At 64.9% G+C, this 26,427-nt stretch carries 21 protein-coding genes; 10 read left to right on the forward strand and 11 right to left on the reverse strand.

Features of this window, described 5'->3' with window-relative positions; genetic code table 11:
* The first annotated feature begins 44 nt into the window (after positions 1-44).
* A complete protein-coding gene (ppa, locus tag A9K71_RS23050; RefSeq protein WP_067001447.1) occupies positions 45-578 on the forward strand; it encodes an inorganic diphosphatase in 534 nt (177 codons plus the stop codon).
* Positions 579-861: 283 nt separating this feature from the next.
* Here the strand turns inward: ppa and A9K71_RS23055 are convergent, their stop codons facing one another.
* Together A9K71_RS23055 and A9K71_RS23060 are read right to left on the reverse strand one after the other, a co-directional pair.
* Positions 862-1,452: a hypothetical protein gene (locus A9K71_RS23055; protein WP_067001450.1), complete on the reverse strand. Its 591-nt coding sequence runs from the start codon at positions 1,450-1,452 to the stop codon at positions 862-864.
* 130 nt (positions 1,453-1,582) lie between these two features.
* On the reverse strand, positions 1,583-2,200 hold the full coding sequence (locus A9K71_RS23060; RefSeq protein WP_067001453.1) for a TetR/AcrR family transcriptional regulator: 618 nt from the start codon (positions 2,198-2,200) through the stop codon (positions 1,583-1,585).
* 78 nt (positions 2,201-2,278) lie between these two features.
* Between A9K71_RS23060 and A9K71_RS23065 the strand changes: the two genes are divergently transcribed.
* Together A9K71_RS23065 and A9K71_RS23070 are read left to right on the forward strand one after the other, a co-directional pair.
* Positions 2,279-3,562, forward strand: a complete 1,284-nt coding sequence (locus tag A9K71_RS23065; protein WP_067001457.1) for an MFS transporter — start codon at positions 2,279-2,281, stop codon at positions 3,560-3,562.
* Positions 3,563-3,698: 136 nt separating this feature from the next.
* Positions 3,699-5,273: an alkaline phosphatase gene (locus A9K71_RS23070; RefSeq protein ID WP_067001460.1), complete on the forward strand. Its 1,575-nt coding sequence runs from the start codon at positions 3,699-3,701 to the stop codon at positions 5,271-5,273.
* Between the two features lie 97 nt (positions 5,274-5,370).
* Here A9K71_RS23070 and A9K71_RS23075 read toward each other — a convergent pair whose 3' ends face one another.
* Positions 5,371-5,655, reverse strand: coding sequence for a hypothetical protein (locus A9K71_RS23075; RefSeq protein WP_245299740.1), 285 nt, complete (start codon positions 5,653-5,655; stop codon positions 5,371-5,373).
* A gap of 194 nt (positions 5,656-5,849) precedes the next feature.
* On the opposite strand from A9K71_RS23075, the gene typA reads away from it, so the two are divergent.
* Positions 5,850-7,679, forward strand: coding sequence for a translational GTPase TypA (typA, locus tag A9K71_RS23080; protein WP_067001463.1), 1,830 nt, complete (start codon positions 5,850-5,852; stop codon positions 7,677-7,679).
* 56 nt (positions 7,680-7,735) lie between these two features.
* Here typA and A9K71_RS23085 read toward each other — a convergent pair whose 3' ends face one another.
* The 3 genes from A9K71_RS23085 to A9K71_RS23095 all read right to left on the reverse strand — a co-directional run bounded on the left by A9K71_RS23085 (position 7,736) and on the right by A9K71_RS23095 (position 9,777).
* A complete protein-coding gene (locus tag A9K71_RS23085) occupies positions 7,736-8,362 on the reverse strand; it encodes a DUF1062 domain-containing protein (protein WP_067001466.1) in 627 nt (208 codons plus the stop codon).
* A 358-nt stretch (positions 8,363-8,720) separates the two neighbouring features.
* Complete coding sequence (locus A9K71_RS23090) at positions 8,721-9,044, reverse strand: hypothetical protein (protein ID WP_067002171.1); 324 nt, start codon at positions 9,042-9,044, stop codon at positions 8,721-8,723.
* 169 nt (positions 9,045-9,213) lie between these two features.
* Positions 9,214-9,777, reverse strand: coding sequence for a peroxidase-related enzyme (locus tag A9K71_RS23095; protein ID WP_067001468.1), 564 nt, complete (start codon positions 9,775-9,777; stop codon positions 9,214-9,216).
* 125 nt (positions 9,778-9,902) lie between these two features.
* On the opposite strand from A9K71_RS23095, the gene A9K71_RS23100 reads away from it, so the two are divergent.
* A complete protein-coding gene (locus tag A9K71_RS23100; protein WP_067001471.1) occupies positions 9,903-14,699 on the forward strand; it encodes an NAD-glutamate dehydrogenase in 4,797 nt (1,598 codons plus the stop codon).
* 250 nt (positions 14,700-14,949) lie between these two features.
* On the forward strand, positions 14,950-16,326 hold the full coding sequence (locus A9K71_RS23105) for an MFS transporter (protein WP_067001474.1): 1,377 nt from the start codon (positions 14,950-14,952) through the stop codon (positions 16,324-16,326).
* 130 nt (positions 16,327-16,456) lie between these two features.
* On the opposite strand, the gene purH is transcribed toward A9K71_RS23105, so the two are convergent.
* The 4 genes from purH to htpX all read right to left on the reverse strand — a co-directional run bounded on the left by purH (position 16,457) and on the right by htpX (position 22,432).
* Positions 16,457-18,073: a bifunctional phosphoribosylaminoimidazolecarboxamide formyltransferase/IMP cyclohydrolase gene (purH, locus tag A9K71_RS23110; RefSeq protein ID WP_067001477.1), complete on the reverse strand. Its 1,617-nt coding sequence runs from the start codon at positions 18,071-18,073 to the stop codon at positions 16,457-16,459.
* A gap of 96 nt (positions 18,074-18,169) precedes the next feature.
* The gene (locus A9K71_RS23115) at positions 18,170-19,894 is read right to left on the reverse strand and encodes a heparinase II/III family protein (protein ID WP_067001480.1); all 1,725 of its coding nucleotides are present in this window, start codon (positions 19,892-19,894) and stop codon (positions 18,170-18,172) included.
* A gap of 148 nt (positions 19,895-20,042) precedes the next feature.
* Entirely contained in the window at positions 20,043-21,428 is a 1,386-nt protein-coding gene (locus tag A9K71_RS23120; protein WP_245299742.1) for an RsmB/NOP family class I SAM-dependent RNA methyltransferase, read from the reverse strand.
* Positions 21,419-22,432: a zinc metalloprotease HtpX gene (gene htpX, locus A9K71_RS23125; RefSeq protein WP_067001483.1), complete on the reverse strand. Its 1,014-nt coding sequence runs from the start codon at positions 22,430-22,432 to the stop codon at positions 21,419-21,421. The genes A9K71_RS23120 and htpX overlap by 10 nt, the downstream gene beginning before the upstream one ends.
* Before the next feature lie 105 nt (positions 22,433-22,537).
* Between htpX and A9K71_RS23130 the strand changes: the two genes are divergently transcribed.
* Positions 22,538-22,756, forward strand: coding sequence for a DUF1674 domain-containing protein (locus A9K71_RS23130; RefSeq protein WP_067001484.1), 219 nt, complete (start codon positions 22,538-22,540; stop codon positions 22,754-22,756).
* A 102-nt stretch (positions 22,757-22,858) separates the two neighbouring features.
* Here A9K71_RS23130 and A9K71_RS23135 read toward each other — a convergent pair whose 3' ends face one another.
* On the reverse strand, positions 22,859-23,524 hold the full coding sequence (locus A9K71_RS23135; protein WP_067001487.1) for an HAD-IA family hydrolase: 666 nt from the start codon (positions 23,522-23,524) through the stop codon (positions 22,859-22,861).
* 80 nt (positions 23,525-23,604) lie between these two features.
* Between A9K71_RS23135 and A9K71_RS32955 the strand changes: the two genes are divergently transcribed.
* The 3 genes from A9K71_RS32955 to A9K71_RS23145 all read left to right on the forward strand — a co-directional run bounded on the left by A9K71_RS32955 (position 23,605) and on the right by A9K71_RS23145 (position 26,320).
* Positions 23,605-23,730 carry a hypothetical protein gene (locus tag A9K71_RS32955; protein WP_280940572.1) on the forward strand — a complete coding sequence of 42 codons (126 nt, stop codon included), beginning with the start codon at positions 23,605-23,607 and terminating at the stop codon, positions 23,728-23,730.
* The gene (locus tag A9K71_RS23140; RefSeq protein ID WP_067001492.1) at positions 23,730-24,599 is read left to right on the forward strand and encodes a transglutaminase family protein; all 870 of its coding nucleotides are present in this window, start codon (positions 23,730-23,732) and stop codon (positions 24,597-24,599) included. Before A9K71_RS32955 ends, A9K71_RS23140 begins: the two co-directional genes overlap by 1 nt.
* Before the next feature lie 302 nt (positions 24,600-24,901).
* The gene (locus A9K71_RS23145; protein ID WP_067001495.1) at positions 24,902-26,320 is read left to right on the forward strand and encodes a pilus assembly protein; all 1,419 of its coding nucleotides are present in this window, start codon (positions 24,902-24,904) and stop codon (positions 26,318-26,320) included.
* The last annotated feature ends 107 nt before the right edge of the window (positions 26,321-26,427 follow it).

Here is a 26,427-nt window from a genome sequence, read left to right on the forward strand (position 1 = left end):
CGCCGCCCGCTATCGATCTCACAAATCGAGAGAGGGATTTGAGCATGCGCATCGAAGCCGTACCAACGGGGAAGAATCCGCCAGAGGACATCAACGTCATCATCGAGGTGCCGATCGGCGGCGAGCCGATCAAGTACGAGATGGACAAGGAGGCCGGCACGCTGTTCGTCGACCGCTTCCTGCACACCTCGATGCGCTATCCCGGCAATTACGGCTTCGTGCCGCACACTCTCTCCGGCGACGGCGACCCGATCGACGTGCTCGTCTGCAACACGCGCGCGCTGGTGCCGGGCTGCGTCATCAATGTGCGGCCGATCGGCGTCTTGATCATGGAAGACAATGCCGGCCAGGACGAGAAGGTGATCGCGGTTCCCTCGCCGAAGCTGACGCTGCGCTACGAGAATGTCACCGAATACACGCACCTGCCGGAAATCACCCGCCAGCAGGTGCAGCACTTCTTCGAGCACTACAAGGATCTCGAGCCCGGCAAATGGGTCAAGATCGAGGGCTGGCACGATTCCAACTATGCCAAGAAGATGATCGTCGAGGCGATCGAACGGGCGAAGGCGGTCAAGTAGGTAAGCGGCAGCCAACGCCTGGGCGATGGGGCTTGGGCGAAGCCCTCAACGTCGTCATCCCAGGGCGAAGCAGGAGCGCAGCTCCGTCGCGGAGACCCTGGGATCCATGCCGTGAGGTCGCGCGAAAGATCGTTACGGAACGGAATTACTGCACCGTGGCAACGCCTTGATGTAACGGCATGGATCCTTGGGTCTGCGCCGCGTCGCTTCGCTCCTTGCTCCGCCCAAGGATGACGAATGCGCAACCTTCGCCGTCTCGCACTCGTCGAACACCCTCTAATTTCTAGTTATCTACTCGCCCAAAGTCCGGCACGTTGCCGATCACCTCGCGCTTGTCCTTGCCGCAAGCAAAACCCTTCGCCCTTTGATCGGCGAGCTTGCGCGCCTGATCGTTGGCCTGAGGATTGCCGGTGGCGAGCACGAGGCCGATTGTGCAGCCCTCATGCTCCTCCGGCTGCGCGACCTTGGCGACGACCAGCACCTCGGTCGGCTTGTTGTCGTTTTCGGGATTGCTGATCTCGCGCCGATGAATGACGGCGAAGGGCACCGCCTTGTCGCCATTGGTTTCGATGCGCCACTCGATCTTCGGGCCAGCGGTGTTGAACCCGGAGAAACTCTCCCAGATGGCGGTCATGTCGTCGGAGGGAAAACCGTAGTAGACGGACTCGCGCGCGTCGTCATAGCCGATCAGCACCGGATAGCCGCGATAGCCCGCGCAGGCGAGGTTCGCCCAGTCGCCGTCGCCTTCTTCCGATTGCGCGTAGGTCACGCAGTCCTTCTTCCAGTCGAGGTCGGTATAGGCACTGGAAATGTCGCCGGCATGGGCCGAGCCACCAAGGATGACAAAGGCAGTAAGAGCAAGCCAGGCGCGCATCCGAAGACCTCCGTTTGGTGCAGCAGCGTAGCGTTAAAACCCGCGTGAACCTAGGAAGCTGGGTTGGCGCGAAGGGTCAATTGTCTAGGCCACCGACGCCCGGAACTGGGCAGTCGGACGGTGCGGACCACTATTTCTTCAAGCTGGCTTCAATCAGCAGATCGGCGTTGCGGGCGACTGATGCCGCCGGTCCGCCGAGGCCGAACAATTGGCCGCTGATATAGGCGCCCTCGATCAGCAGCAGCAGCCCATCGCCGAGCGTCTCGGAATCACTCGCACCCATCGCGGCCGCCATGGCGCGCAGGCGCCGGCGCAATTCCTGCTTGTTGTTCTCGCTCACCACCCGCGCAGGATGGCCGTGCTCGGGATATTCGACCGCCGCATTGGTCATGCCGCAGCCGCGATAGTCCGGCCTCTGCGTGCGTTTGCCGACGCGAGTGAGGAAAGCGATGATCTGCGCGCGCGCATTGCCAGGATGCGCGTCCACGGCCTCGTCGAACCGCTGCCAGAATTCGAGGTCGTACTTGCGCAGATAGGAAGCGGCGAGTTCGTCCTTGGACGGGAAGGTCCGGTACAGGCTGGGCTTGGTGACGCCGGCGCGCCTGACGATCTCATCGACGCCGATCGCCCGGATGCCTTCGCGATAGAACAGGTCGCGCGCCACGTCGAGGATCTTGTCGGCAGCCTTCGGCGCCGGCGCCGTGCCGGCTCCGCTGATCGACGCTTCAATTTTTTTGTCCGATGGCATTCAACAAACTCGCTTGACAATGTTACTGACCGGTACGTATGAATGGCGCCGCTCCATTGCAACGTACCGGTCAGTAACATGATAACTCATTCCCGCCCCTTTGGCCAGCGCTACGCCTTCGTCGTCGTCGCAGTCATCTTCTTCTGCCTGCTGATCGCCGCCGGTCTCCGTTCCGCGCCGGCGGTCATGATGCTGCCGCTGGAAGAGAGCTTCGGCTGGCGGCGCGATGTCGTCTCGCTTGCCGCCGCGGTCGGCATCTTCCTCTATGGCCTCACCGGGCCATTTGCCGCGGCGTTGATGGAGCGGATCGGGCTACGCCGCACACTGCTTGCCGCGCTGCTGATCATGTCGGGCTCCACAGCGCTCAGCCTGCTGATGACCAAGCCGTGGCATCTGCTGATCACATGGGGGGTATTTTCGGGCATCGGCTCGGGCGCGGTCGCGACCGTGCTCGGCGCCACCATCGTCAATCGCTGGTTCAAGACCAATCGCGGCCTGGTGATGGGGCTGATGTCCGCCTCCAGCGCGACCGGCCTGCTGGTGTTCCTGCCGCTGCTCGCCTCGCTGGCTCAGTCGGGAGGTTGGAAGCCGGTCGCCGTTGCCATCGCCATTGCCACGGCGGCTCTCGTGCCGCTGGTCTTTCTGCTGGTGCCGGAGCGCCCGGCTTCCATCGGCCAGGTGCGTTATGGCGCCGATGCCGACGACGTGCCGCCGGTGTCGCCGGCCGCGCAAGGCAATTTCCTGGCGCATACGCTGAACACGTTGCGCCGTGCCGCGGGAACCAGGGTGTTCTGGTACCTGTTCGCCACATTCTTTGTCTGCGGTTTCACCACAAACGGCCTCGTCGGCACGCATCTCATCGCCTTTTGCGGCGACATGGGCATCGGCGAGGTGCAGGCAGCCGGGCTATTGTCGATGATGGGCATTTTCGACCTGATCGGCACGACGCTGTCCGGCTGGCTCACCGACCGTTTCGATCCGCGCAAGCTGCTTGGCGTCTATTATGCCGTGCGCGGCCTGTCGCTGATCTATCTGCCCTATTCCGGGTTCTCGGCCGTCAGCCTGATCATCTTCGCCGTGCTCTATGGGCTAGACTGGATCGCCACCGTGCCGCCGACGCTCAGGCTCGCCAACGAAGCTTTCGGCGACCGCAGCGGCCCGATCGTGTTCGGCTGGATCGTCGCCGGCCACCAGGTGGGCGCCGCGGCGGCGGCGGCCTTCGGCGGCACGATGCGCGAATTGCAGGGCAATTACGAGCTTGCCTTCCTGATCGCCGGCATGACCGGCATAGCCGCGGCCTGTATTTCGCTCTTGATCAACACGAGCAAGCCGGCTTTTGAGCCGGAACCGCAGGCGGCCTAAAGCGCGACTTCCCCTTCTCCCGCAAGAGGAGAAGGGAGAGATGTGACCTGTTATCAAAATTTCATGGTTCCGATATGCGCCTGAAACATTGAGGCCGGAGGGTTGCGGTCCCGTTCAACGCCATCCGGAGACAGCCATGAACAAGCTCTCGTTAACCCGCCGCGCTTTCGTCACCTCGGCCAGCGCCTTTGGCCTAGTCGGCGCCTCCGGTCTCGCGTTGCCTTACTATTCGCGCGCCAATCAGCGCCCGGCCTTCACCCACGGCGTCCAGTCCGGCGATATCGACGCCACCTCCGGCGTGATCTGGACCCGCACCGACAGGCCGGCGCGCGTGATGTACGAAGTGTCGACCACCGAAAGCTTCGCCGACGCCGTCAGGCTGGCGCCGCTCGATACCTCGCCCGCCAGCGACTATACGGTGAAGCGGCTGCTCACCGACCTCGCCGCCGACCAGGACATTTTCTACCGGATGACGGCCGCCGATCTTTCCGACATCAACGCCGTCTCCGAGCCGATCGTCGGCCGTTTCCGCACCGCGCCGGCGTCGAAGCGCGACGTGCGCTTCGCGTGGTCGGGCGACACCGCCGGCCAGGGCTGGGGCATCGACGAGACCGGCATGAAGACCTACTCCACCATCGCCAAGCACACGCCTGACTTCTTCCTCCATTCCGGCGACACGATCTATGCCGACGGCGCCATGAAGGACGAGGTCGACCTGCCCGGCGGCGGCAAGTGGAAGAACGTCGTCATGATCGACGGCAAGCGCAAGGTCGCCGAAACGCTGGACGAGTATCGCGACCAGTGGAAGTACAACATGATGGACAAGCACGTGCTCGCGCTTAGCGCCATCTGCCCGACCTTCTACCAGTGGGACGACCACGAGGTGGTGAACAACTGGTCGGATTCGAAGGACCTGACGGCCGACAACCGCTACACGGAAAAATCCATCCATGTGCTGGCGGCCCGCGCGGCGCGCGCCTTCCATGAAATGACGACCATCCGCTACGAGCCTTCGGAACCGGGACGCGTCTACCGCAAGATCGCCCACGGGCCGCTGCTCGACGTGTTCTTCCTCGACATGCGCTCCTATCGCGGCCCGAACGGCCCCGACATGGAGGACACGCTGACGCCGAAGTCGCGCATGCTCGGCGAGCAGCAGACGCAGTGGCTGAAGCGCGAGCTGGCGAATTCCAAGGCGACCTGGAAAATCATCGCCGCCGACATGCCGCTCGGCCTCGTCGTCTGGAACGACGCGGCCAAAAAGGCCGGCGCCGAGGCGGTCAGCAACGGCGACAATGGCACGCCAAAAGGCCGCGAGCTCGAGTTCGCCGACCTGCTGCGCTACATCAAGAACGCCGGCATCACCAACACGGTGTGGCTGACCGCCGACGTCCACTATACGGCGGCGCATTACTACAATCCGGACAAGGCGCAGTTCCAGGATTTCAACCCGTTCTGGGAATTCGTCTCCGGCCCGATCCACGCCGGCACCTTCGGTCCCAACGATCTCGACATGACCTTCGGGCCCGAGCTGAAGTTCATCAAGGCGCCGAGCGCCGAGCAGGGCCAGAACCTGCCGCCATCAGCGGGCCTGCAGTTCTTCGGCCTGGTCGACATTTCCGGCGCCACCGAGCAACTAACGGTGCGGCTGATGGATCGCGACGACAACGAGCTCTACAAGGTCACGCTCGATCCGGTGCGGTCGGCTTAGGGTCGGGACGAGGCACCCCCCTATTTCCTGCCGGACAGTCCGGCAGGGCACAGGGGGTGTGCCGGAGTGCCGCCTTTGTTAGGTAGCCGTCGCAATATTATTCCGGATAGCAGGTCGCGGGAATGTTCGGCCAGACGGCGGTGTCGCAGTTGGCTGCCTTCTGGCGCTGCTTGAAGGCGGCGCTGACCGGGCCGGTGACGATCGGGTCGACCCCGTCCGGGGCGTCGGCAAACATCTGCTGCGCGGTTTTGGCATCAGGGGCCGAGGGGTCGGCTTCTCTCAGGGCAGCCGCCGACTGTGCGGCGCCAGCCGCGACAAGCACGCCAAGCGCTCCCCACGCGAAAACCGGACGCAATCTGGACATCTGATCGGTCATGAACATGAAATTGCCCGGCCCCTCAAAGGTTCCGCCTTGGTTAACAGAATCAGTTCACACCAAGACGTTTAAGAATCAGTGACCATTTATTTGGGGCGGGGCCTCCCCTTTCGCAATTGCGAAAAACCTTGTATGAGCCGCCCAACCAAAAAAGGCGGCGCTTTCGGGCCTGCTGCCTGCAACGCTCCCGAGACCAGACAATGAACCTCCGCAATATCGCGATCATCGCGCATGTCGACCATGGGAAAACCACGCTCGTCGACCAACTCCTGAAACAGTCCGGCGCCTTCCGCGAAAACCAGCGCGTCGCCGAGCGCGCCATGGACTCCAACGACCTCGAAAAAGAACGCGGCATCACCATCCTGGCCAAGGCGACCTCGGTCGACTGGAAGGGCACCCGCATCAATATCGTCGACACGCCCGGACACGCCGACTTCGGCGGCGAGGTCGAGCGCATCCTGTCGATGGTGGATTCGGCGATCGTGCTCGTCGACGCCGCCGAAGGGCCGATGCCGCAGACCAAGTTCGTCGTCGGCAAGGCGCTGAAGGTAGGTCTGCGGCCGATCGTCGTCATCAACAAGATCGACCGGCCTGACGCCCGTCACATCGAGGTGGTCAACGAGGTGTTCGACCTGTTCGCGGCGCTCGATGCGACCGACGAACAGCTCGACTTCCCGATCCTCTACGGCTCGGGCCGCGACGGCTGGGTGTCGGAAAATCCGGAAGGCCCGAAGGACCAGGGCCTTGCGCCACTGTTCGATCTCGTCGTCAAGCATGTGCCGGCGCCGACGGTGCATCCCGGTCCGTTCCGCATGATCGGCACCATCCTCGAGGCCAATCCGTTCCTCGGCCGCATCATCACCGGCCGCATCGAGTCGGGCTCGCTGAAGCCAAACCAGGCGGTCAAGGTGCTGCACCATGACGGCACGCAGATCGAGACCGGACGGATCTCGAAAATCCTCGCCTTCCGCGGGCTCGAGCGCCAGCCGATCGAGGAAGCCCAGGCGGGGGACATCGTCGCCATCGCCGGCCTGTCGAAGGGCACCGTCGCCGACACCTTCTGCGATCCGAGCGTGAGCGAGCCGCTGCATGCGCAGCCGATCGACCCGCCGACGGTGACCATGTCCTTCCTCGTCAACGACAGTCCGCTTGCCGGCACCGAGGGCGACAAGGTGACCAGCCGCGTCATCCGCGACCGGCTGCTGCGCGAGGCCGAAGGGAATGTGGCGCTCAAGATCGAGGAATCGCCGGAGAAGGATTCCTTCTTCGTCTCCGGTCGCGGCGAGTTGCAGCTTGCCGTGCTGATCGAGACGATGCGCCGCGAAGGCTTCGAGATCGCCGTGTCGCGCCCGCGGGTCGTCATGCAGAAGGGCGATGACGGCCAGTTGCTGGAGCCGGTCGAGGAAGTCGTCATCGACGTCGACGAGGAGCACGCCGGCGTGGTCGTGCAGAAGATGTCGGAACGCAAGGCCGAGATGGTCGAGCTGCGCCCCTCCGGCGGCAACCGCCAGCGCCTTGTCTTCCACGCGCCGACCCGCGGCCTGATCGGCTATCAGTCGGAGCTGTTGACCGACACGCGCGGCACCGCCGTGATGAACCGGCTGTTTCATGCCTATGAGCCGTACAAGGGCGAGCTGCCCGGCCGCACCAATGGCGTGCTGATCTCCAACGAACAGGGTGAGTCGGTCGCCTATGCGATGTGGAACCTGGAGGACCGCGGCCCGATGATCATCGATCCGGGCGTCAAGGTCTACCAGGGCATGATCATCGGCATCCATTCCCGCGACAATGACCTGGAAGTGAACGTGCTGAAGGGCAAGAAGCTCACCAACATCCGCGCCGCCGGCAAGGACGAGGCGGTGAAGCTGACGCCGCCGGTCCGCATGACGCTGGAACGCGCGCTGGCCTGGATCCAGGACGACGAGCTGGTCGAGGTGACGCCGAAGACCATTCGGCTCAGGAAGCTCTATCTCGACCCGAACGAGCGCAAGCGCTTCGAGAAGTCGGCCAAGGTGATGGGCGCGGCGTAGGGTTTTAGCCCAGGCAGTTACTCAAGGGAGGGGGCAGCGCTCCCTCTCTTTTCACTTCATGCACATGCGGCCGAAACGACAGCGTCACGGCCGGTCTCGCCGGAGAGGTCGACGCGTACCACCATGCCGTCGCGCACCGGCCTGCGCAGGGCTTTGGCGCCGCACGGTTCGATGGCGAGCAACCGCCGCGCTTCCCAGGCCTGCAGCCTCGACCGGGAGATGCCGAGCTCGCCGGCGAGCAAGCGGTCAAGCCGCAAGGGCGTTGCGGCGTCGAGCCGAAGCTCAAGCCAAAGCGCCGTCGCGCCTTCCGGCCTGCCATCCAGCAGCTCCTTTCGCACCGTGACTTCGGGAGATTCTTCGATCCGCCCGAGCCGATTTCTGAGCGCCACGGCATCGAAGCCATAGTGGCGGACCAGCGTCGGATCGTTGCGCTCCAGTGCAGCCAGCAGCGCCGGTGCGATGTCGCGACGGTTGCATCGCTCAAAAATGGTGCGGTTCCAGGAATTGTTGCAGTCGGTGCAGCGATAGATCAGCCAGGCATCGATGCGCTTGCCGTTGGCGTTGACGCGGAACTTTCCGCTGCATTGATAAGGTTTGACGCCGCCGCAGCGATTGCAGTTGATGAGAGGTCGAGGCGCGACCGCGGGCGCGATCACCCAGCGAATGCGCAAAGTTCGAGACATGCCGATAGGCCCTTCCCGTCGGGAAGTCCGTCAGCGCGGCAATGTCCGAGATGCCCATGCGGGCACGGTGTGGCGAAAGGCTGTAGCGGATGAAAATCAGGCCCCGCGCGATTGCGCGACGGCGGCTCAGCAATGCCAAACCGGTCTCGCGCCGCCGCCTGAAGAACACATGAAATGAATGCAGGTGCCGCCAAAGCGCGCCTGCGGTGCTTTCGGGAGTAGACGAGACCGGCGGTTACTGAGGCAAAGTGAAACTCGAAATCGGAAAAGGATCGGCTCTTCTAGCCGTGCGACGGCGGGCGGGCAAGAGTATGCCGCCCGCCGTGTTTCAATGTGACGACCTTCGGGCGCTTTGGCGCTACATCATCTCGATGATCGGCGCGACCTCGACGCTGAAGGCCGGGTTCATCAGGATCGGACAATCCCTGGCCTTGGCGACGGCATCGTCGATATCCTTCGCTTCGACGATCGTGTAGCCGGCGGTTGGATTGCTGCCGCCATTGTTCTCGACCACGCCGCCGGGCAGCACCGTTCTCGACATGCCGACAGGATTGCCGCCGTCGATCACGGCCGAACCCAGCTTGTCGTACCAGCCGGTCCAGGCATCCATCGCAGCTTTGCGCTCGGCCTCCTCGGTCGGCATCTTGCCGGAGCCGTGATAGACATAGAGAAATTTCGCCATGTTCTCCTCCCTTTTCGGCAGCGTCGAGCCGGGATGCGGCAGCGCCGCCTGGCGGTATGCGGCTACGCCGCAATCCGATATGCGGCTACGCCGCAATCGTTGATCATCGACCCAAACGGCGGGGCGGGCAACGAGAAATTCGACGTTGCTAATGTGAGGCCGGTGAGCCTCACCTTGCCATGGCGTGGTATTCGGGGTTCGGTCGCATGTCGACCGCAGCGGCCACCCGGTTCGACATGTTGAAGAAGGCGGCAGTCGAGGCGATGTCCCAGATGTCGCGATCACTGAAGCCCACCTGTCGCAACGCGGCGCGGTCGCCCTCGACGATCTTGGCCGGCTCCTCCGTCAGCTTGACCGCGAATTCCAGCATCGCCGTCTCCCTTTCGGGCAAGCCGGCGGCGCGGAAATTCATCACCATCATCTCGCCAAGAGCGGGCTCACCGGAAAGCTGGCGCACCGCCGCGCCATGCGCGGTCAGGCAGTAGTAGCACTGGTTGATCGAGGAAACGGCGACCGCGATCATCTCGCGCTCCAGCTTCGACAGGCCGGACTCGCCCAGCATCAGCTCGTTGTACATGTCGGTGAAGGCGCGCAGCTTCTTCTCGTCGAAGGCGTAGGCCAGAAGCACGTTGGGCACGAGGCCGAGCTTTTCCTCGCATTTGGCGAAATAAGCCTTCGTCGCTTCGCTCAGCTCCGCCCGGGCCAGGTCGAGCGCCGTAATCCTGTCGGTCATATCCGTTCTCCTCGCAGGGTGAGCGTCGGTTCGATTTTCTTAAAGCGTCGTCAAACCTTTGTCGCCAAATAGCGCTCATCTGCTACCATAGACCCAAAAGCATGTGACGGGAGGGACTTCACATCATGGCCAGCCTGAAAACCGCAAGCCAGCCGAAAAAGACCAGCACGGCAAAAGGAGGCGCGGCAAGGGCAGGCGAAAAGCCCGGCAGGCTCGCCGACTATCTCCTCGCCCGCACGCCGGCCGAAGACATCGCCGCCTATGACGTCGCCGACCTCGAACGCGCCGCCGATCTCGCCGGCCGGGCGGTCGCCAGGCACAGAAAGGGCGATTGCATCATTGCCATAGACGTGGATTCCGGCGTGACGCGCCAGGGCCGGCCGATGACGGTCATCACCGTCGTCAACGACAACATGCCGTTCCTGTTCGATTCCATCCTCGGCGAGATCACCGAGAGCGCCGGCGAGCCGCTTTTGGTCACCCATCCCGTCATCGTCGTCCGGCACGGCAAGAGCGGCATCGAGGAGATCCTCGGTGACGGCGGCTCCGTCAAGGGCGAAACCAGCCATGACCGGCTGAGCGTCGTCCACGTCCATATCGGCCGCCTTTCGGCCGATCAGGCCGAAGCCCTGGCCGGCCGCCTGAAGAAGCTGCTGGACCAGGTGCGCGCCGCCGTCGCCGATTGGAAGCCGATGCTTGCCCGGCTCGATCAGGCCATCTCGGAATTCCGCTACGCGCCGGTGCCGCTCGACAAGGCGCATGTCACCGAGGCGATCGCCTTCCTCGAATGGCTGCGAGACGACAATTTCACCTTCCTTGGCATGCGCGAGTTCAACTACACCGGCGGCGAGAAGAGCGGCATGCTGGAGCGCGCCGACAAACCCGGCCTCGGCATCCTCGCGGATCCCGACGTCCTGGTTCTCAGGCGCGGCACCGAGGCGGTGTCGACAACGCCGGAAATCCGCGCCTTCCTGCATGGGCCGGAACCGCTGATCGTCACCAAGGCCAATGCCAAGTCCCTGGTGCACCGGCGCATCTATCTCGACTATATCGGGGTCAAAACCTACACCGCCAAGGGCGTGCTTTCAGGCGAGCTGCGCATCGTCGGCCTGTTCACCTCGACCGCCTACACGCGTTCGGTGATGAAGATCCCCTATCTGCGCTCGAAGGCCGAGACGGTCATCGCCAAGTCCGGCTTCAATCCACATGACCATTCCGGCAAGGCGCTGATCAACGTGCTGGAGAGCTATCCGCGCGACGAGCTGTTCCAGGTTCCGGTGCCGATCCTCAGGAAGCACGCCGAAGCCATCCTGGGGCTGGTCGAACGGCCGCGCGTCAGGGCGCTGGTGCGGGTCGACCAGTTCGACCGGTTCGTCTCGATTCTCGTCTTCGTGCCGCGCGACCGCTACGACAGCGTCGTGCGCGAGAAGATCGGCACCTACCTGAAGACGGTATTCCAGGGCCGGCTGTCGGCATATTATCCGGCCTTCCCGGAAGGCGGGCTGGCGCGTGTGCATTTCATCATCGGCCGTTCCGGCGGCAAGACGCCAAAGGTCGAGCCGACAACGATCGAGGCAGCGATCCGCGACATCGTGCGCACCTGGGACGATGCGCTGCGCGAAGCAGTGTCGGAATCCGGCGCGGATGCAACGCTCACGGCCATTGCCTCGCGCTTTTCGGAAAGCTATCGCGATTCGTTCTCGCCGGCCGTGGCGCTGGCCGACGCAGGTCGCATCGCCAGGATCGATGCGGCCAATCCGATCGCCATCGACTATTACCGCCATGCCGACCAGAAGCCGCACCAGGCGGCGCTGAAGATCTATCACCACGGCAGTCCGGTGGCGCTGTCGCGGCGCGTGCCGGTGCTGGAGAATATCGGCTTCCGCGTCATCAGCGAGCGCACCTTCGAGGTCGGCGACGAAGCCTCCGGCATGGTGTTCATCCACGACATGGAGCTGGAGAACAGCTACGGCAAGCCGATCGACCTCGGCGACGGCGCGCTGTTCGAGGATGCCTTCCTGTCGGTCTGGCGCGGCGACGTCGACAATGACGGCTACAACGGCCTTGCCCAGACCGCGGGTCTCTGGTCGGGCGAAATCACGATCCTGCGCGCCTACGGCCGCTATTTGCAGCAGGCCGGTATCCCGCAGAGCCAGGATTTCATCGCCGCCGCGCTCAACCGCTATCCGGAGATCGCGCGCGGCCTGCATCAGCTGTTCGTTGCCCGCCTTGGCCCTACGGCCGAGACCGAGGGCGTGGTCGCCGCCAAGCACCTCAAGGCCAAGATCAAGGACGCGCTGGAAGAGGTGCCCAACATCGATGACGACACCATCATCCGTCGTTACCTCAACCTGATCGAAGCCTCGCTGCGCACAAATCATTTCGTTACCGATACGAAAGACAAAGGACAGTCGCTGGCGATCAAGCTGGATTCGCAGGCAGTCGACGGGCTGCCGGCGCCGCGGCCCTGGCGCGAGATCTTCGTCTACGGCTCGGAGGTCGAGGGCGTGCACCTGCGCTTCGGCCCGGTGGCGCGCGGCGGCTTGCGCTGGTCCGACCGCGCCCAGGACTACCGCACCGAGGTGCTGGGTCTGGTCAAGGCGCAGCAGGTCAAGAACGCGGTCATCGTGCCGGTCGGCGCGAAGGGCGGCTTCTATCCGAAGAAACTGCCAATGAGCGCCGGCCGCGACGCCATCTTCGAGGCCGGCACTTCGGCCTACAAGAATTTCGTCTCCAGCCTGCTTTCGATCACCGACAATATCGGTGTCGACGGCATCATCCCGCCGGCCGGCGTGGTGCGGCGCGACCAGGACGATCCCTATTTCGTCGTTGCCGCCGACAAGGGCACGGCGACCTTCTCCGATACGGCCAACGCCATTTCGGAGACGCACAATTTCTGGCTGGACGACGCCTTTGCCAGCGGCGGCTCGGCCGGCTACGACCACAAGAAGATGGGCATCACCGCCAAGGGCGCCTGGGAAGCGGTGAAGCGGCATTTCCGCGAGATGAACCGCGACATCCAGACCGAGCCCTTCACGGTCGTCGGCGTCGGCGACATGTCGGGCGACGTGTTCGGCAACGGCATGCTCCTGTCACCGGCAACCAAGCTGATCGCCGCCTTCGACCACCGCGACATCTTCATCGACCCCGACCCGGACATGGCGGCCTCGCTGGCCGAGCGCCAGCGCATGTTCGGGCTGCCGCGCTCGTCGTGGCAGGACTATGACAAGTCAAAGCTGTCGGAAGGCGGCGTCATCGTCTCGCGCAGCCTGAAGTCGATAACGCTGCCGCCAGCGGCGGCCGCCGCGATCGGCCTCGCCAAGTCCACGGCAACGCCGGTCGAGATCATGAACGCCATCCTCAAGGCGCCCGTCGATCTTTTGTGGTTCGGCGGCATCGGCACCTATGTCCGGGGCTCCGGCGAGACCAATGCCGATGTCGGCGACCGCGCCAACGACGCCATCCGCGTCACCGCGCTCGACGTGCGCGCCAAGGTCATCGGCGAGGGCGCCAATCTCGGCGTCACGCAGCGGGCGCGTATCGAGTTCGGCATTAAGGGCGGCCGCTGCAATTCCGATGCCATCGACAATTCGGGCGGCGTCAACTGCTCGGACGTCGAGGTCAACATCAAGATCGCGCTGGCGTCGGCCATGCGCAAAGGCTCGCTGGCGAGGCAGGCGCGCAACAAGCTGCTTGCCGAGATGACCGACGAGGTGAGCACGCTGGTGCTTTCCAACAACTACCAACAGACGCTGGCGCTGTCGCTGGCGCGCAAGCGCGGGCTGGCCGACATCGCGCACCAGGCGCGCTTCATGACGGCGCTCGAAGCGCGCGGCCTGCTCGACCGCGCCGTCGAGACGCTGCCTTCGCCGGCGGCGCTCGCCGAGCGCGAGGCTCGCGGCGAGCCGCTGACCAGGGCCGAGCTCGGCGTGCTGCTTGCCTATGCCAAGATCGTGCTCTTCTCCGACATCGTCGCCAGCGACGTGCCGGACGATCCGCATTTCGACCGCGATCTGATGGGCTATTTCCCGGAGCGGATGGCGAAGAAATTCGCCGGCGAGATCCGTGACCACCGGCTGCGGCGCGAGATCATCGCGCGCGTCGTCGCCAACGATCTCGTCAATCGCGGCGGGCCGTCCTTCGTCAACCGGCTGCAGGAAGCCACGGGCTGCACCGCGGGCGCCGTCGTGCGCACTTTCGCCCTGGTGCGCGACGGTTTCGCGCTGCCTTGGCTCTACAAGGAGATCGATGCCCTCGACAACCAAATCGACGGCCAGACGCAGCTCGATCTCTACCAGGCAGTCAGCCGGCTCATCTTCATGACCAGCGGCTGGTACCTGAAGAACGACCTATCCTCCGCACGGCTCGGCCAGCGTATCGCCGACTTGCAGGAAGCGCGCAAGGCTTTGGAGCCGAAGCTCATCTCGCTGCTGCCGGCCTTCTCGCGCGAGCGGATCGAGGCGCGGCGCCATGACCTGACTGAGGGCGGCGCGCCCGACAAACTTGCCGAAAAGCTGGCGCTGGCCGAGGTGAGCGACCTGATCCCGGACATCGCGCTCACCGCACGCACGGCCAATGCCGATATCGTCAGCGCCGCCAGGGCCTTCTTCGCCGTCAGCGACGCTTTTCGCATTCCACGCGTCGAGGAGGCCGCGCGCTCGATCATGCCGCCGGACTATTACGACCAGCTGGCGCTATCGCGCGCGACCGACACGATCGGCGCCGCAAGACGCGGCATCGCGGTCGCGGCGCTCACCGCCCACGGCCAGGCGGTGGATCCGGTGGCGGCCTGGCTGGAAGCAGGCGGCGAGCAGGTCGGGCGAATCCGCGAGAGGCTGCAGGCGCTGACCGAAGGCGGCGACATCACCGTGTCTCGGCTGTCAGTGGCGTCCGGCCTGATGAGCGACCTGACGGGGATGTAGGTTTACCCTCCCCCTTGCGGGGAGGGTCGCTGCGAAGCAGCGGGGTGGGAGGCAGCGCCGACCCCCATGCGGACCTGAGGTGCGACTTCCCAGAAGGAAGAGGTCGCGGCCGGCGCTCTTTTTCCCGCTGACGCGGAGTGGAACGCGCAAGCCAATGAGCGGCGGCGCCGTGCTTGTTCATTTGCATCGCCGCCCGAAAACATGCAGACATGCGCGGATCGCGGGGCGAGCGGACGATGCCGGAGGGGACATGGCCGAAGTAGCAGTGCAGCGGGCAACGGGGCGCGGCATCTGGGGCTGGATGTTCTTCGACTGGGCGGCGCAACCTTTCTTCACCGTCGTCACCACCTTCATCTTCGGGCCATACTTCGTCTCGCGCATGGCGAGCGACCCCACAACCGGGCAGGCGGCCTGGGGTTACGGCATCGCTGCCGCGGGTCTCGTCATTGCGGTGCTTTCGCCGGTGCTCGGCTCGATTGCCGACCAGACCGGGCCGCGCAAGCCATGGATCGCCTCCTTCGCGGCGGTCAAGATCGTCAGCCTTACGCTGCTTTGGTTCGCCGCGCCCGGCTCCAGCCTGTTCCTGATCGTGCTGCTCTTCTCGCTCGCCTCCGTGGCCGCGGAATTCTCCACCGTCTTCAACGATTCCATGATGCCGCGCCTGGTGCCGAAGGAGGATATCGGCAAGATCTCCAACATCGCCTGGGGGCTCGGCTATCTCGGCGGCATGGTGGCCTTGATCTTCGTGGTGCTGTTCCTGGCCGGCAATCTGGAAACCGGCAAGACGATCATCGGCCTCGACCCGCTGTTCGGGCTCGATCCTAAGCTTGGGGAGGACGCGCGCTTCACCGGGCCGATGTCGGCCGGATGGTACTTCCTGTTCATCCTGCCGATGTTCATCTTCACGCCGGACGCCATCAAAGGGCTTTCAATGGGCCCGGCGGTGCGCGAGGGCCTGTCGGAATTGAAGTCCACGCTCTTCGAGGTGCGCAAGCGCGTCGGCATCTTCCGCTTCCTCGTCGCCCGCATGATCTATCAGGACGGCGTCAACGCGCTCCTGGCGCTCGGCGGCACCTTTGCCGCCGGCATGTTCAACTGGTCGATCACCGAGATCGGCATGTTCGGCATCATCCTCAACGTCGTCGCGATCTTCGGCTGCTGGATCGCCGCGCGCCTCGACACCGCGCTCGGCTCGAAGGCCGTGGTGATGTTTGCGCTGATGCTGCTTTTGCTGGCTACGATCGGCGTCGTGTCGACCGGGCCAGGCTTCACGCTGCTCGGCCTAATACAACTGCCCACCACCGATTCCGGCGGCCTCTTCGGCACCGCGGCCGAAAAGGCCTACATCCTCTACGGCCTGCTGATCGGGCTCGCCTTCGGGCCGGTGCAGGCCTCCTCGCGCTCCTACATGGCGCGCAGCGTCACGGCCGCCGAGTCCGGCCGCTATTTCGGCATCTACGCGCTGGCCGGCAGGGCAACGAGCTTCCTGGCGCCGTTCCTGGTGTCGACGATCACGCTGGCCAGCGGCTCGGCACGGCTCGGCATGGCGGTGATCGCGCTGTTCCTCGGCCTCGGCATGGCAATCCTGGTCAGGACGCCATATCCGGCGGACAAGCCGGTGGAGTGATTTACCCTCCCCCTTGTGGGGAGGGTCGATCCGCGAAGCGGAGCGGGGTGGGGTCGGCGCCATCACCCCGCCCCGGTGCGCTCGCAGGCGAGCGCACCGACCCTCCCCATCGAGGGGAGGGTAGTGGCACTCAATGCCTGAAGTGCCGCACGCCGGTGAACACCATGGCGATGCCGTGCTCGTCGGCGGCGGCGATCACGTCCTCGTCGCGCATCGAGCCGCCGGGCTGGATCACGGCCGTGGCGCCGGCCTCGATGGCCGACAGCAGGCCGTCGGCGAAGGGGAAGAAGGCGTCGGAAGCGACGACCGAACCCCTGGTCAGCGGCTCGGCCAGGCCAGCCGCCTCGGCAGCGTCGAGCGCCTTGCGGGCGGCGATGCGCGAGGAATCGACGCGGCTCATCTGGCCGGCGCCGATGCCGACGGTCGAGCCGTCCTTGACGTAGACGATGGCGTTCGACTTGACGTGCTTGGCGACGCGGAAGGCAAATTTAAGGTCGGCCATCTCGGCCGGAGTCGGCGCGCGTTTCGTCACCACCTTGAGCTCGAGGTCGTCGACCACCGCATCGTCGCGGCTTTGCACCAGCAGCCCGCCGGCGACCGATTTGGCGACCGTGCCGGCGGCGCGCGGGTCGGGCAGGCCGCCGGTGACCAGAAGGCGCAAGTTCTTCTTCGCCGCTACGATCGCCGCGGCCTCATCGGTGGCGTCGGGCGCGATGATGACCTCGGTGAAGGTCTTCACGATCTCTTCCGCTGCCTCGGCGTCGAGCATGCGGTTCATGGCGACGATGCCGCCAAAGGCCGAGACCGGATCGCAGGCCAGCGCCTTGGCGTAAGCCGCTTTCAGCGTCGCGCCCTCGGCAACACCACACGGGTTGGCGTGCTTGATGATGGCTATCGCCGCCGATCGGGTCGGATCGAATTCACCGACCAGCTCGAAGGCGGCGTCGGTATCGTTGATGTTGTTGTAGGAAAGCTGCTTGCCCTGCAGCTGCCTGGCGGTCGCGACGCCCGGGCGCTTGTCGCCGGAGAGATAGAAGCCGGCGCCTTGATGCGGGTTCTCGCCATAGCGCATCACCTGGTCGAGACGGCCGCCGAAAGCCCGCCAGGTCGGATGCTCGATTTCGAGCGTGTCGGCAAACCAGCCGGAGATCGCCGCATCGTAGGTCGCGGTGCGGGCAAAGGCCTTCGCCGCCAGCTTCTTGCGGAAATCGAGCGACAGCGAGCCGAGATTCATCTCGAGCGCGTTGAGCACCGATGCATAGTCGGCAGGGTCGGTGACGATGGCGACATAGGCGTGGTTCTTGGCCGAGGCGCGGATCATCGCCGGGCCGCCGATGTCGATGTTTTCCACGATCGAGGCGTAGCCGGCGCCGGAGCGGCGGACCTCCTCGAACGGGTAGAGGTTGGACACGACGAGGTCGATCGGCTGGATGTGGTGGTCGTGCATCGCTTTCGCGTGCTCGGGGTCGTCGCGCACGCCGAGCAGGGCGCCATGCACCGAGGGATGCAAGGTCTTGACGCGACCGTCCATGATCTCGGGAAAGCCGGTCAGCTCCGAAACATCGCGTACGGCCAGGCCGGCCCCGGCGATCTCCTTCGCGGTGCCGCCGGTGGAGACCAGCTCGACGCCGGCGGCGGCAAGGGCTTTGGCAAAGTCGATCAAACCGGTCTTGTCGAAAACAGAAAGCAGCGCGCGGCGAATCGGAACGAGGTCGGGCGCCGGAATGTTCTTGGCGGGGACGGCCATGGCTGGCGGCCTTTCAAGGCTGGTTGGGAACGTTCGCGGGCCGTAGCATATGAGGCTCGGAAATCAAGCGCGCAACTCGGGTTCCTTGGCCGCGAATCAGTTGTTCTCGGGATAGCCGGCGACGGCGGCGCGCGTCAGCTGCCAGTGCACCTCGGCGATCTCCGAGGCCTTGAAGGCAAGCACGATCTGCCGGCTGCGGCGCGGTCCGCCGAGCCCGGCGAAATAGATCGATTCCTCGATTTCCGGCGCCACTTCGGCACAAGTGAACACCCAGGTGTCGCCCTGGGCGGCCGCCAGGGTCAGGCGGTCCTGCTCGTCGTGCAGCAGGCCGATGTCGGGATGGATATGGAAGCGCACGGTGACGAAGTCGCGGCCATTGTTGCGGATCGCCGCACCTCCGGGACGAAGGAAGCGGTCGCGGCCGGTCAGCACATTGCCGTTCTCCGCCAGCTTCAGCTCCCGCTCGTGCAGCAAGCCGAAGCGCGCGGCATAGCCGTCGTGGCGCGCGACAAAGCCCTGCACACCCTTCTGGTCGATGCGCTTGCAGGGCAGGTGCTGCGGGCCGCCGATCAGCGGCGAGCCGAGCAGGTCGCTGACCCGCAACGAGTGACTGAAGCGCGCCGAGGACGTGTCGTTGACGGTGGCTGTCGAATGCGCGGCGGTGGCGCGGGCGAGCGGCCGGAATTCGGCGGCGCCATAGGTATCGATGCCTGCGTTGACGATGAAATGCTGGCGCCCGGAAGAAAGCTCGAAGGCGAGGCAGCCGGCATGCGCCGCGTTGGAGATGTCGACAGGCGGCGGCAGGCCGGTGTCGGCGATCACCGTGACGCCGCCCATCGACAGGCGCTCATAGCCGGAATGGGGCGCGTGCAGCAGCGGCGCGCCGACCGTGTCGTCATGACGCAGGATGGTGGCGATGCGATCGTGGATGGTGGCGCCCATGCCGTTGAAGCGGGCAAGGCTGCCGTCCTGGTGGCGGAAGAAGCGCAGCGCCGGCAGCATGCGGTCGATGGCGTTGATCAGCGCCGGCGGCGGCGCCTCGGCCTGGTTGGCATAGGTCTGGCGCAACGGCAGAAGGTCGGCCAGCAATTCCAGCACCGTCATCGGGTTGCGCGAGATGTGACCGCCGTCCGGCAGGATCTGGTGGTCGAGCTCCTCGGCCAGGTTGCGCGTGGCGGCGCGCAGCGCCGAGGCCGGCGCGGGTAGCGACAGGGTGGAGAAGGCGAGCGCGATGCGAGCGCGCAGCCTGTCCTTGCCGTCCGGCATCTCGCGCGCCATCGATCTGAGATAGCGGATCTGCATGGCGAGCGATTTGAGGAAGGCGCGGTAGAACGGGAATTCGGCGCCTTGCAGCACGACCGAGGAATGCTGCAGCCAGGCAATCACCCGCTTGGCTGTCGTGCCAGGCTCCCAGGCGACGCCCGATATCTGGTTGCCGTGCATGACGATCCAGTCCGAGACCAGGGCGCGAGCATTGGCGGCGGCGAGCTCGGTGCCTGCGGCGCGCATATGGCGCAGCCAGCGGAAGCCGTGCAGCGACTTTTGCCAGCCGCGATTGGGCACATTGATCTGGAAAGGCGATTTGCCGCCGGTCTCGACCATGTGGCCGGACAGCGGATAGCGGCCATAGTAGATTTCGAGCGCGATCTGCGGGTCGGCGAGCCTCAGATCCGGCGGCGCGATGAGGACGCGCTCGGGCGTGCGGCCGGAATAACGCCAGCGATAGATAGGACCGGCACGAAGGCGCCGGCGCGTTTTGCGCCAGAACTCCCTCGCGACAAGCGTCCAAAGACGCGTCGTGCTGCCGGCAGCAAGTGCCAAAACCCCTCCTGATAGTCGTCAGCCCCTAAGCACAAGCTTATATGATTCAAGAACTTATGCGAAGGCGGATTTCGCCGAAGTGAACCCCTTCACGCGGCCATGACCTGGGCGTCGCTAAAAAAGTCGGCAAGATTTATGCAATAACGTCCTAAATCGTCCTTCTCATCCGGGCGGCAAAGAAGCCGTCGAGCCCCGAAACCCCCGGTGAATTCAGCACCAAATCGGCGGGGGTGGTGCGCAGCGTGCCATCGGGCGTGAGGAAGGGATCGAAGCCGGCGAATTCACCCGCTTGGATCGGATCGGCGATCACGCCGCGAGTTCCGGCAAGGAAGACGCGATAAAGCTCCTCGCCCTCGATCGGGTCGAGCGAGCAATTGGAAAAGACGAGCCGTCCGCCCGGTTTGACGAGAGTGACGGCGTGAGCGAGCAGGCGCCGCTGCAGCGTGGCGAGCTTCTCGACATCGGCCATGGTTTTGGTCCACGGCACGTCGGGATGCCGGCGCACGGTGCCGGTCGAGGAGCAGGGCGCGTCGAGCAGCACGGCGTCGAACGGCTCCGCCGGCCGGTAGTCGAGCAGGTCGGTGTGCGCCAGTTCGGCCGAAAGGCCGAGGCGTTTTAGGTTCTCACCCAGCCTGGCCAGCCGGTTCTTTGAACTGTCGACGGCGGTGACGTTCGCGCCGGCGAGGATCAGCTGGGCCGTCTTGCCGCCGGGCGCGGCGCAAAGATCGGCGATGCGTTGTCCCTCGATGGCGCCGAAAAGGCGCGCGGGCAGGGCTGCCGCCGCATCCTGCACCCACCAGGCGCCCTCGGCGAAGCCGGGCAGATCGGTGACGCCGGTCTGCAGCTTCTCGACGCGCACCGTGCCGGTCGGCAGCACGATGCCGCCCAGCTTCTCCGCCCAGAGCGAAGGGTCGGTTTTAACGGTGAAATCGACCGGAGCCTCATGGCGATGGGCGGCAAGAATGGCCTCCGCCCTGGCGGCGCCATAGGCTGTGGCCAGTCGGTCTGCGAACCACTGGGGCGCCTCGGTCGTCGCGGCGAGCGTCGGCGCCAGCTCGGCGCCCTTGGCACGCGCCAGCGAGCGCAGCACGCCGTTGACGAGACCGGAGAAACGCAGCGTGCGTGGGTCGGACTTGGCGTGGGTGACGGCGAGGTCGACGGCGGCGCTGTCGGGGATGTCGAGAAACAGGATCTGCGCGGCGGCCACGTGCAGGATGTGCGAGAGCACGGTGGCGTTTGCCGGCAACGGCCTTTCCAGACGCCTTGCAAGCAGTCCGGCAATGGTCATGCGGTGGCGCAGCGCCGTGACCAGAATGGCGCGCACCAATGCGCGGTCGCGTTGGTCGAGCGCCTTGTATTGCGGGTGGCCGTGCTCGTTGTCGGTCAGGCCGTCGAGCGGGGTATGGGCATCGATGACGGCGGCAAGCAGGCGGGCGGCCGCCTTGCGCGCCGCGAGGCCGGCGACCGTTTCGCTCGCACTTGCGTCACCTCTGCCTTGGGTTTGCGGTCGGCGCTTCGCTCCGCTCACGACCACGGACCTTTGGATCCTCCGCCGCGAGGGCCGGTCGGGTTGCGACCCCAGGGATTGGGCTTCGGCCGCTCCGGCTCGGCCGGCTGGCTCCATGGCCCTGCCTGCGGCTCGTCCGGCTGGCCTGGCGCAGGGGCTTCGCGCCGCGCGGCTTGGGCGGCACCGCTCATCTCGCGCGCCATCTGCTGCAGGGCGGCGATGCGGTTCTCTGTGCTCGGGTGGGTCGAGAACAGATTGTCCATGCGCTCACCGTGCAACGGATTGATGATGAACAGATGTGCCATCGCCGGATTGCGCTCGGCATCCGGATTGGGAATGCGCTCGGCGCCGCGCGCGATCTTGTCGAGCGCCGAGGCGAGCCACAACGGATTTCCGCAAATTTCGGCGCCGCGCCGGTCGGCCTCGTATTCGCGGGTGCGGCTCACCGCCATTTGCACGATCATGGCGGCAAAGGGCGCAACGAGCATGGCGACAAGCACGCCGACGAAGCCCAGCGGATTGTTGTTTTCGCGGCTGCCGCCGAAGAAGAAGGCGAAATTGCCGAGCATCGAGATCGCGCCGGCAAGCGTGGCGACAATCGTCATGGTGAGCGTGTCGCGATGCTGCACATGGGCGAGTTCATGCGCCATCACCGCCGCTACCTCTTCGTGGCTGAGCCGCTCCAGCAGGCCGGTCGATGCGGCCACAGCGGCGTTTTCGGGATTGCGGCCAGTGGCGAAGGCGTTCGGCTGCGGACTGTCGATCAGATAGGTCTTCGGCATCGGCAGGCCCGCCTGCTTGGCCAGCGCCTCAACGATCGCATAATATTCGGGAGCGTTCCTCTCGTCGACCTCGACGGCGCGGTTCATCGACAGCACCATCTTGTCGGCATTCCAGTAGCTGAACAGGTTCATGCCGGCGGCGAACAGCAAGGCGATCACCATGCCGCCGGTGCCGCCGATCAGAAAGCCGACGCCCATGAACAGCGCGGTCATCGCGGCAAGGAGCATGGCGGTGCGAAGCGTATTCATCGTCTCTTCCGTCTGGCGTGGTGGCGAATAGGGGTCGATCCTGCCATTGTCATAGCTATATCATGGGAAAGGCCGGTCCCCGTTTCAATCGGCAGGAAGCATCGCATGACCGAACAACCCAACAAAACCGAAGCCGCCGAAGGCGACAAGCCGCAAAGGACGCTGACCCTTGAGGCGCAGCGCGCATTGGCGGAAGCCGAAGCCCGGCGGAAGGCATACCGCGAGGCGGAAGCCCGCCTGCCGAAAGAGCTCGGCGGCCGCGGCGGCAAGGAACCCGGGCGCTACGGCGACTGGGAGGTGAAGGGCCTGGCCACCGATTTCTAATGACACTCGATGCGCGTCGCGCTGAAGCGGATTCAGGCGACGCGCTTTAAGTGCTTGTTTGTGCTGCCGTCTTCGCAAAACCGCTGCACACCGCGACATACGTCAGGCCGCGTCGCGCTGCGGCTCGATGATCATCCAGCCATTGTCGTCCGTGGCGACGCCGAGGGCATCGTAGGTGGCGATGCTGGCGTGCTGCGTCACGACCGGATGGACATGCGTGGCGCTGATCACCATCACCGAGGCGCCGGAGGCTTCGCCCGCGGCGATGCCGGCCGGGGCATCCTCGAAGACGAGGCAATCGCGCGCCTCGACGCCGAGACGCTTTGCCGCCAAAAGAAAACAGTCGGGCGCCGGCTTGCCGCGGGTGACGTCCTCGGCCGAGACCATGATGGCCGGCACCGGAATGCCGGCCGCCGCCATACGCAGCAGCGCGAGTTCCCGCGGCGCCGAGGTGACGACCGCCCAGCGCTCCGGCGGCAGCGACTTGAGAAACGCCACAGCACCCGGAATCGGAACGATGCCCTCGAGGTCGGCCGCCTCGGCCTCGAGCAGCGCATCGGCTTCCACGACGGGATCGACGCCGGGAAGCTTCAGCGCGGCGATGGTCTCGATCGCGCGCTTGCCGTGGATCGTCGGCAGGAAGCTCGCGACGTCGAGGCCGTGACGGCGAGCCCACTTGGTCCACACGCGTTCCGCCGCGGCGATCGAATTGAGGACCGTGCCGTCCATGTCGAAAAGGAAAGCGGCAAACTTTCTGCCTGGGTACATCGGATATCCTGGGGAATCGTTTTCGGGGAGCGCGAAACGCGCCGCTATCCTAACCTCCGAAGCGGAGCCTGCAAAGGCGCATGCCGGCATTTCGACTCGCCGCCGGAACAACGCTCCTCATTGCGGCGTTCTCCAACCAGTCTTGCAAGACCACCAACAAGGGCAAGACCACCAACAAGGGCAAGACCACCTACAAGGGGAAGTGATGCTGATCAGGCTCGGCTACGAAATCGCCATCGAATGCGATGCCGCGACGCCGATCATCGCGCTTCTCGACATCCACCCGGATCGCCATGCCGACATTAAGCGGCAGACGCGCTTTCTCACCTCGCCTTCGGTGCCGACGACCACCTATCGCGACAGCCATGGCAATATCTGCCGCCGCTTCACGGCGCCGGCCGGCGGTTTTCGCATCCTCTTTGATGGGGTGGTCGAGGACAGCGGCGAGGCCGACGAGATCAACACGCTGGCGCGCGAAATGCCGGTGGCCGAGCTGCCGGACGAGGTGCTCGTCTACCTGCTCGGCAGCCGCTATTGCGAAACCGACCACCTCAGCAACCTCGCCTGGGAGCTGTTCGGCCACCTGCCGCCCGGCTGGGCGCGCGCGCAGGCGATCGTCGACTATGTCCATAGCCGGCTTTCGTTCGGCTACGGCTATGCCCGCGCCACCCGCACGGCGGCGCAGGCGCATGAGGAGCGCGTCGGCGTTTGCCGCGACTTCGCGCATCTCGCGATCGCGCTCTGCCGCGCGATGAACATTCCAGCGCGCTATGTGAACGGCTATCTCGGCGACATCGGCGTGCCGGCCGATCCGGCGCCGATGGATTTCTCAGCCTGGATGGAAGTGTTCCTCGACGGGAAATGGTACGCGTTCGATCCGCGCCACAATCGTCCAAGGATCGGCCGCGTCGTGATCGCGCGCGGCCGCGACGCCACCGACGTGCCGCTGCTGCACAGCTTCGGCCCGCATCGGCTTACCCTGTTCAAGGTGTGGACCTATGAGCAGGAAGGCAACCTGTTCAAGCCGCCGCATCACGGCATCGACAGGACCGCGAGCGCCCAGATGCTCGCCTAAGCCAGGCGGCTGTTTCACTGCGGCGCCAGCACCAGCGCTGACCCGCTTTGGCACAGGGCGCGCTGTGCCGAAGCGGGAAGGGCCGCAATCGCTCCGCCACTCATGGTAAGCGCTTTATGAACGGCATTTCCCTATTGCGTTTCCATTTTACCCGCCATTCACCTTCCTGTCTGCCGTGTTCCAGCAAAAACAATGAGTTAACTGTCGCTCCGCGCCTTCGAACAGAAGGGTGGCCGTGTCTGGCCGAAATCCTGCAGCGCTTCCGTTGAGCGGCACCGAAGCCGCAGCAGGCGGGGGTGAGGATGCGGCAGTTGAAAGGTCTCGCTCGTGGGGTGGACGGCTTTGCGCGGGATCGCGGAGGCAATTTCGCGGTTCTGTTTGGGGCTGCCGCATCGGTGCTGGCGCTGGGGGTGGGATTCGCAGTCAATATCGCGCAGGTCTACAATGCGAGATCGAGTCTGCAGAGCGTCGTCGATGCCGCTGTGACTTCGACGGCACGCGATCTCACCCTAGGCATCATCAAGGAAGCCGATGCCAACGCATCGGTACAGGCATTTCTCGACGCCAACAGCGCGGCCGGCATCTTGCAGGCCGACCAGATCGTGCTCGACAAGCTCACCATCGACAGGACATCGAAGACCGTGCAGGTGAATGCGCATGCCGATGTCGGCCTCTATTTTCCGCTGTTCAGCGTTGGCGATATGCAGCGTGTCGCCGCCTCGACCACCGCGCTCTATTCGGACAAGAAGATCGAGGTGGCGCTGATGCTCGACATCACCGGTTCCATGGCGGCCAACAAGCGCGCCAAGACCAATAAGATCGGCGACCTGCAGGCGGCCGCGTCGCAGACGGTCAAGGATCTCCTCGGACAGAACCGGGATCCCAGCGAGCCTCGGGTCCGGGTGGCGATCGTCCCCTATGCCGAGGCCGTCAACACTGGCGGCCTCGCCGACACCGTCTTCGTCGAGACGTCGACCGGACCGAAGCTGCCGCCGCCGATCGATGCGCCCCTTGCCGTTTCCGTGACGACCGCGCCTGACAAATGCGCCACTGAACGCAAGGACAAGGACGGCTATGCCGATTATTCGTCCGACGGCCCGTATACGCTGCGGCAGGACAACAATGGCAGGACCTATCAGGCCAAGGTCAACCGCGACTACCGCATGAAAGTGTGTCCATCCGCGGCGCTGGTTCCGCTGACGGCCGATCAGAACACGCTGCTCACGGCCATCGGTCATTTCCAAGCTGCGGGCGTGACGGCAGGTGGCATTGCCGCGCAATGGGGCTATTACATGCTTTCGCCGTCCTGGCGTTCGGCCATCGCCGATGCCCGCCTGGGCGCCGGTCCGGCGAATTTCGATCCGAAGAAAGTGGCAAAGATCGCCATCCTGATGACGGATGGCCAGTTCAACACCGCCTTTGCCCGCGGGCGCGGCACGTCCGCGTCCGACGACGAGGGCCGGAGATCGCGCGCCAATGCCGAAGCCATTTGCGAGAATATGAAGCACGACGGCATAGAGGTTTTCACCATCGGCTTCGATCTCAACGATCCGTCGATGACGACGACGGAGAGGGATCAAGCGAGATCCGTATTGAAGGACTGTGCGGCCGACGACACGTCGTCGCTGAAGCATTTTTACGAGGCCGCCACGGGCGCCGAACTGTCAGATGCCTTCGATCAGATCACCCGCAATATCGAGAAGCTCACCATCAATCGCTGACCCACAGGGCAGGCCGCGAGAAAAGGAAAAGGCCGCCGCTTCTTGACGAAGCAGGCGGCCTTCCGTGTTTCCGTCCATGACGCGGCTCCTGGCGGCGACCCCTTCGG

Origin of the sequence: Mesorhizobium sp. WSM3873, from assembly GCF_001672445.1 — a bacterium.
Lineage (GTDB): Bacteria > Pseudomonadota > Alphaproteobacteria > Rhizobiales > Rhizobiaceae > Mesorhizobium.

Bases quoted from the DNA above. Each gene is read 5' to 3' on its own strand.
- ppa (WP_067001447.1), top strand. From the start codon at position 45: ATGCGCATCGAAGCCGTACCAACGGGGAAGAATCCGCCAGAGGACATC.
- A9K71_RS23055 (WP_067001450.1), bottom strand. From the start codon at position 1,452: ATGCGCGCCTGGCTTGCTCTTACTGCCTTTGTCATCCTTGGTGGCTCG.
- A9K71_RS23060 (WP_067001453.1), bottom strand. From the start codon at position 2,200: ATGCCATCGGACAAAAAAATTGAAGCGTCGATCAGCGGAGCCGGCACG.
- A9K71_RS23065 (WP_067001457.1), top strand. From the start codon at position 2,279: ATGATAACTCATTCCCGCCCCTTTGGCCAGCGCTACGCCTTCGTCGTC.
- A9K71_RS23070 (WP_067001460.1), top strand. From the start codon at position 3,699: ATGAACAAGCTCTCGTTAACCCGCCGCGCTTTCGTCACCTCGGCCAGC.
- A9K71_RS23075 (WP_245299740.1), bottom strand. From the start codon at position 5,655: ATGTTCATGACCGATCAGATGTCCAGATTGCGTCCGGTTTTCGCGTGG.
- typA (WP_067001463.1), top strand. From the start codon at position 5,850: ATGAACCTCCGCAATATCGCGATCATCGCGCATGTCGACCATGGGAAA.
- A9K71_RS23085 (WP_067001466.1), bottom strand. From the start codon at position 8,362: ATGTCTCGAACTTTGCGCATTCGCTGGGTGATCGCGCCCGCGGTCGCG.
- A9K71_RS23090 (WP_067002171.1), bottom strand. From the start codon at position 9,044: ATGGCGAAATTTCTCTATGTCTATCACGGCTCCGGCAAGATGCCGACC.
- A9K71_RS23095 (WP_067001468.1), bottom strand. From the start codon at position 9,777: ATGACCGACAGGATTACGGCGCTCGACCTGGCCCGGGCGGAGCTGAGC.
- A9K71_RS23100 (WP_067001471.1), top strand. From the start codon at position 9,903: ATGGCCAGCCTGAAAACCGCAAGCCAGCCGAAAAAGACCAGCACGGCA.
- A9K71_RS23105 (WP_067001474.1), top strand. From the start codon at position 14,950: ATGGCCGAAGTAGCAGTGCAGCGGGCAACGGGGCGCGGCATCTGGGGC.
- purH (WP_067001477.1), bottom strand. From the start codon at position 18,073: ATGGCCGTCCCCGCCAAGAACATTCCGGCGCCCGACCTCGTTCCGATT.
- htpX (WP_067001483.1), bottom strand. From the start codon at position 22,432: ATGAATACGCTTCGCACCGCCATGCTCCTTGCCGCGATGACCGCGCTG.
- A9K71_RS23130 (WP_067001484.1), top strand. From the start codon at position 22,538: ATGACCGAACAACCCAACAAAACCGAAGCCGCCGAAGGCGACAAGCCG.
- A9K71_RS23135 (WP_067001487.1), bottom strand. From the start codon at position 23,524: ATGTACCCAGGCAGAAAGTTTGCCGCTTTCCTTTTCGACATGGACGGC.
- A9K71_RS32955 (WP_280940572.1), top strand. From the start codon at position 23,605: ATGCCGGCATTTCGACTCGCCGCCGGAACAACGCTCCTCATTGCGGCG.
- A9K71_RS23140 (WP_067001492.1), top strand. From the start codon at position 23,730: ATGCTGATCAGGCTCGGCTACGAAATCGCCATCGAATGCGATGCCGCG.
- A9K71_RS23145 (WP_067001495.1), top strand. From the start codon at position 24,902: ATGCGGCAGTTGAAAGGTCTCGCTCGTGGGGTGGACGGCTTTGCGCGG.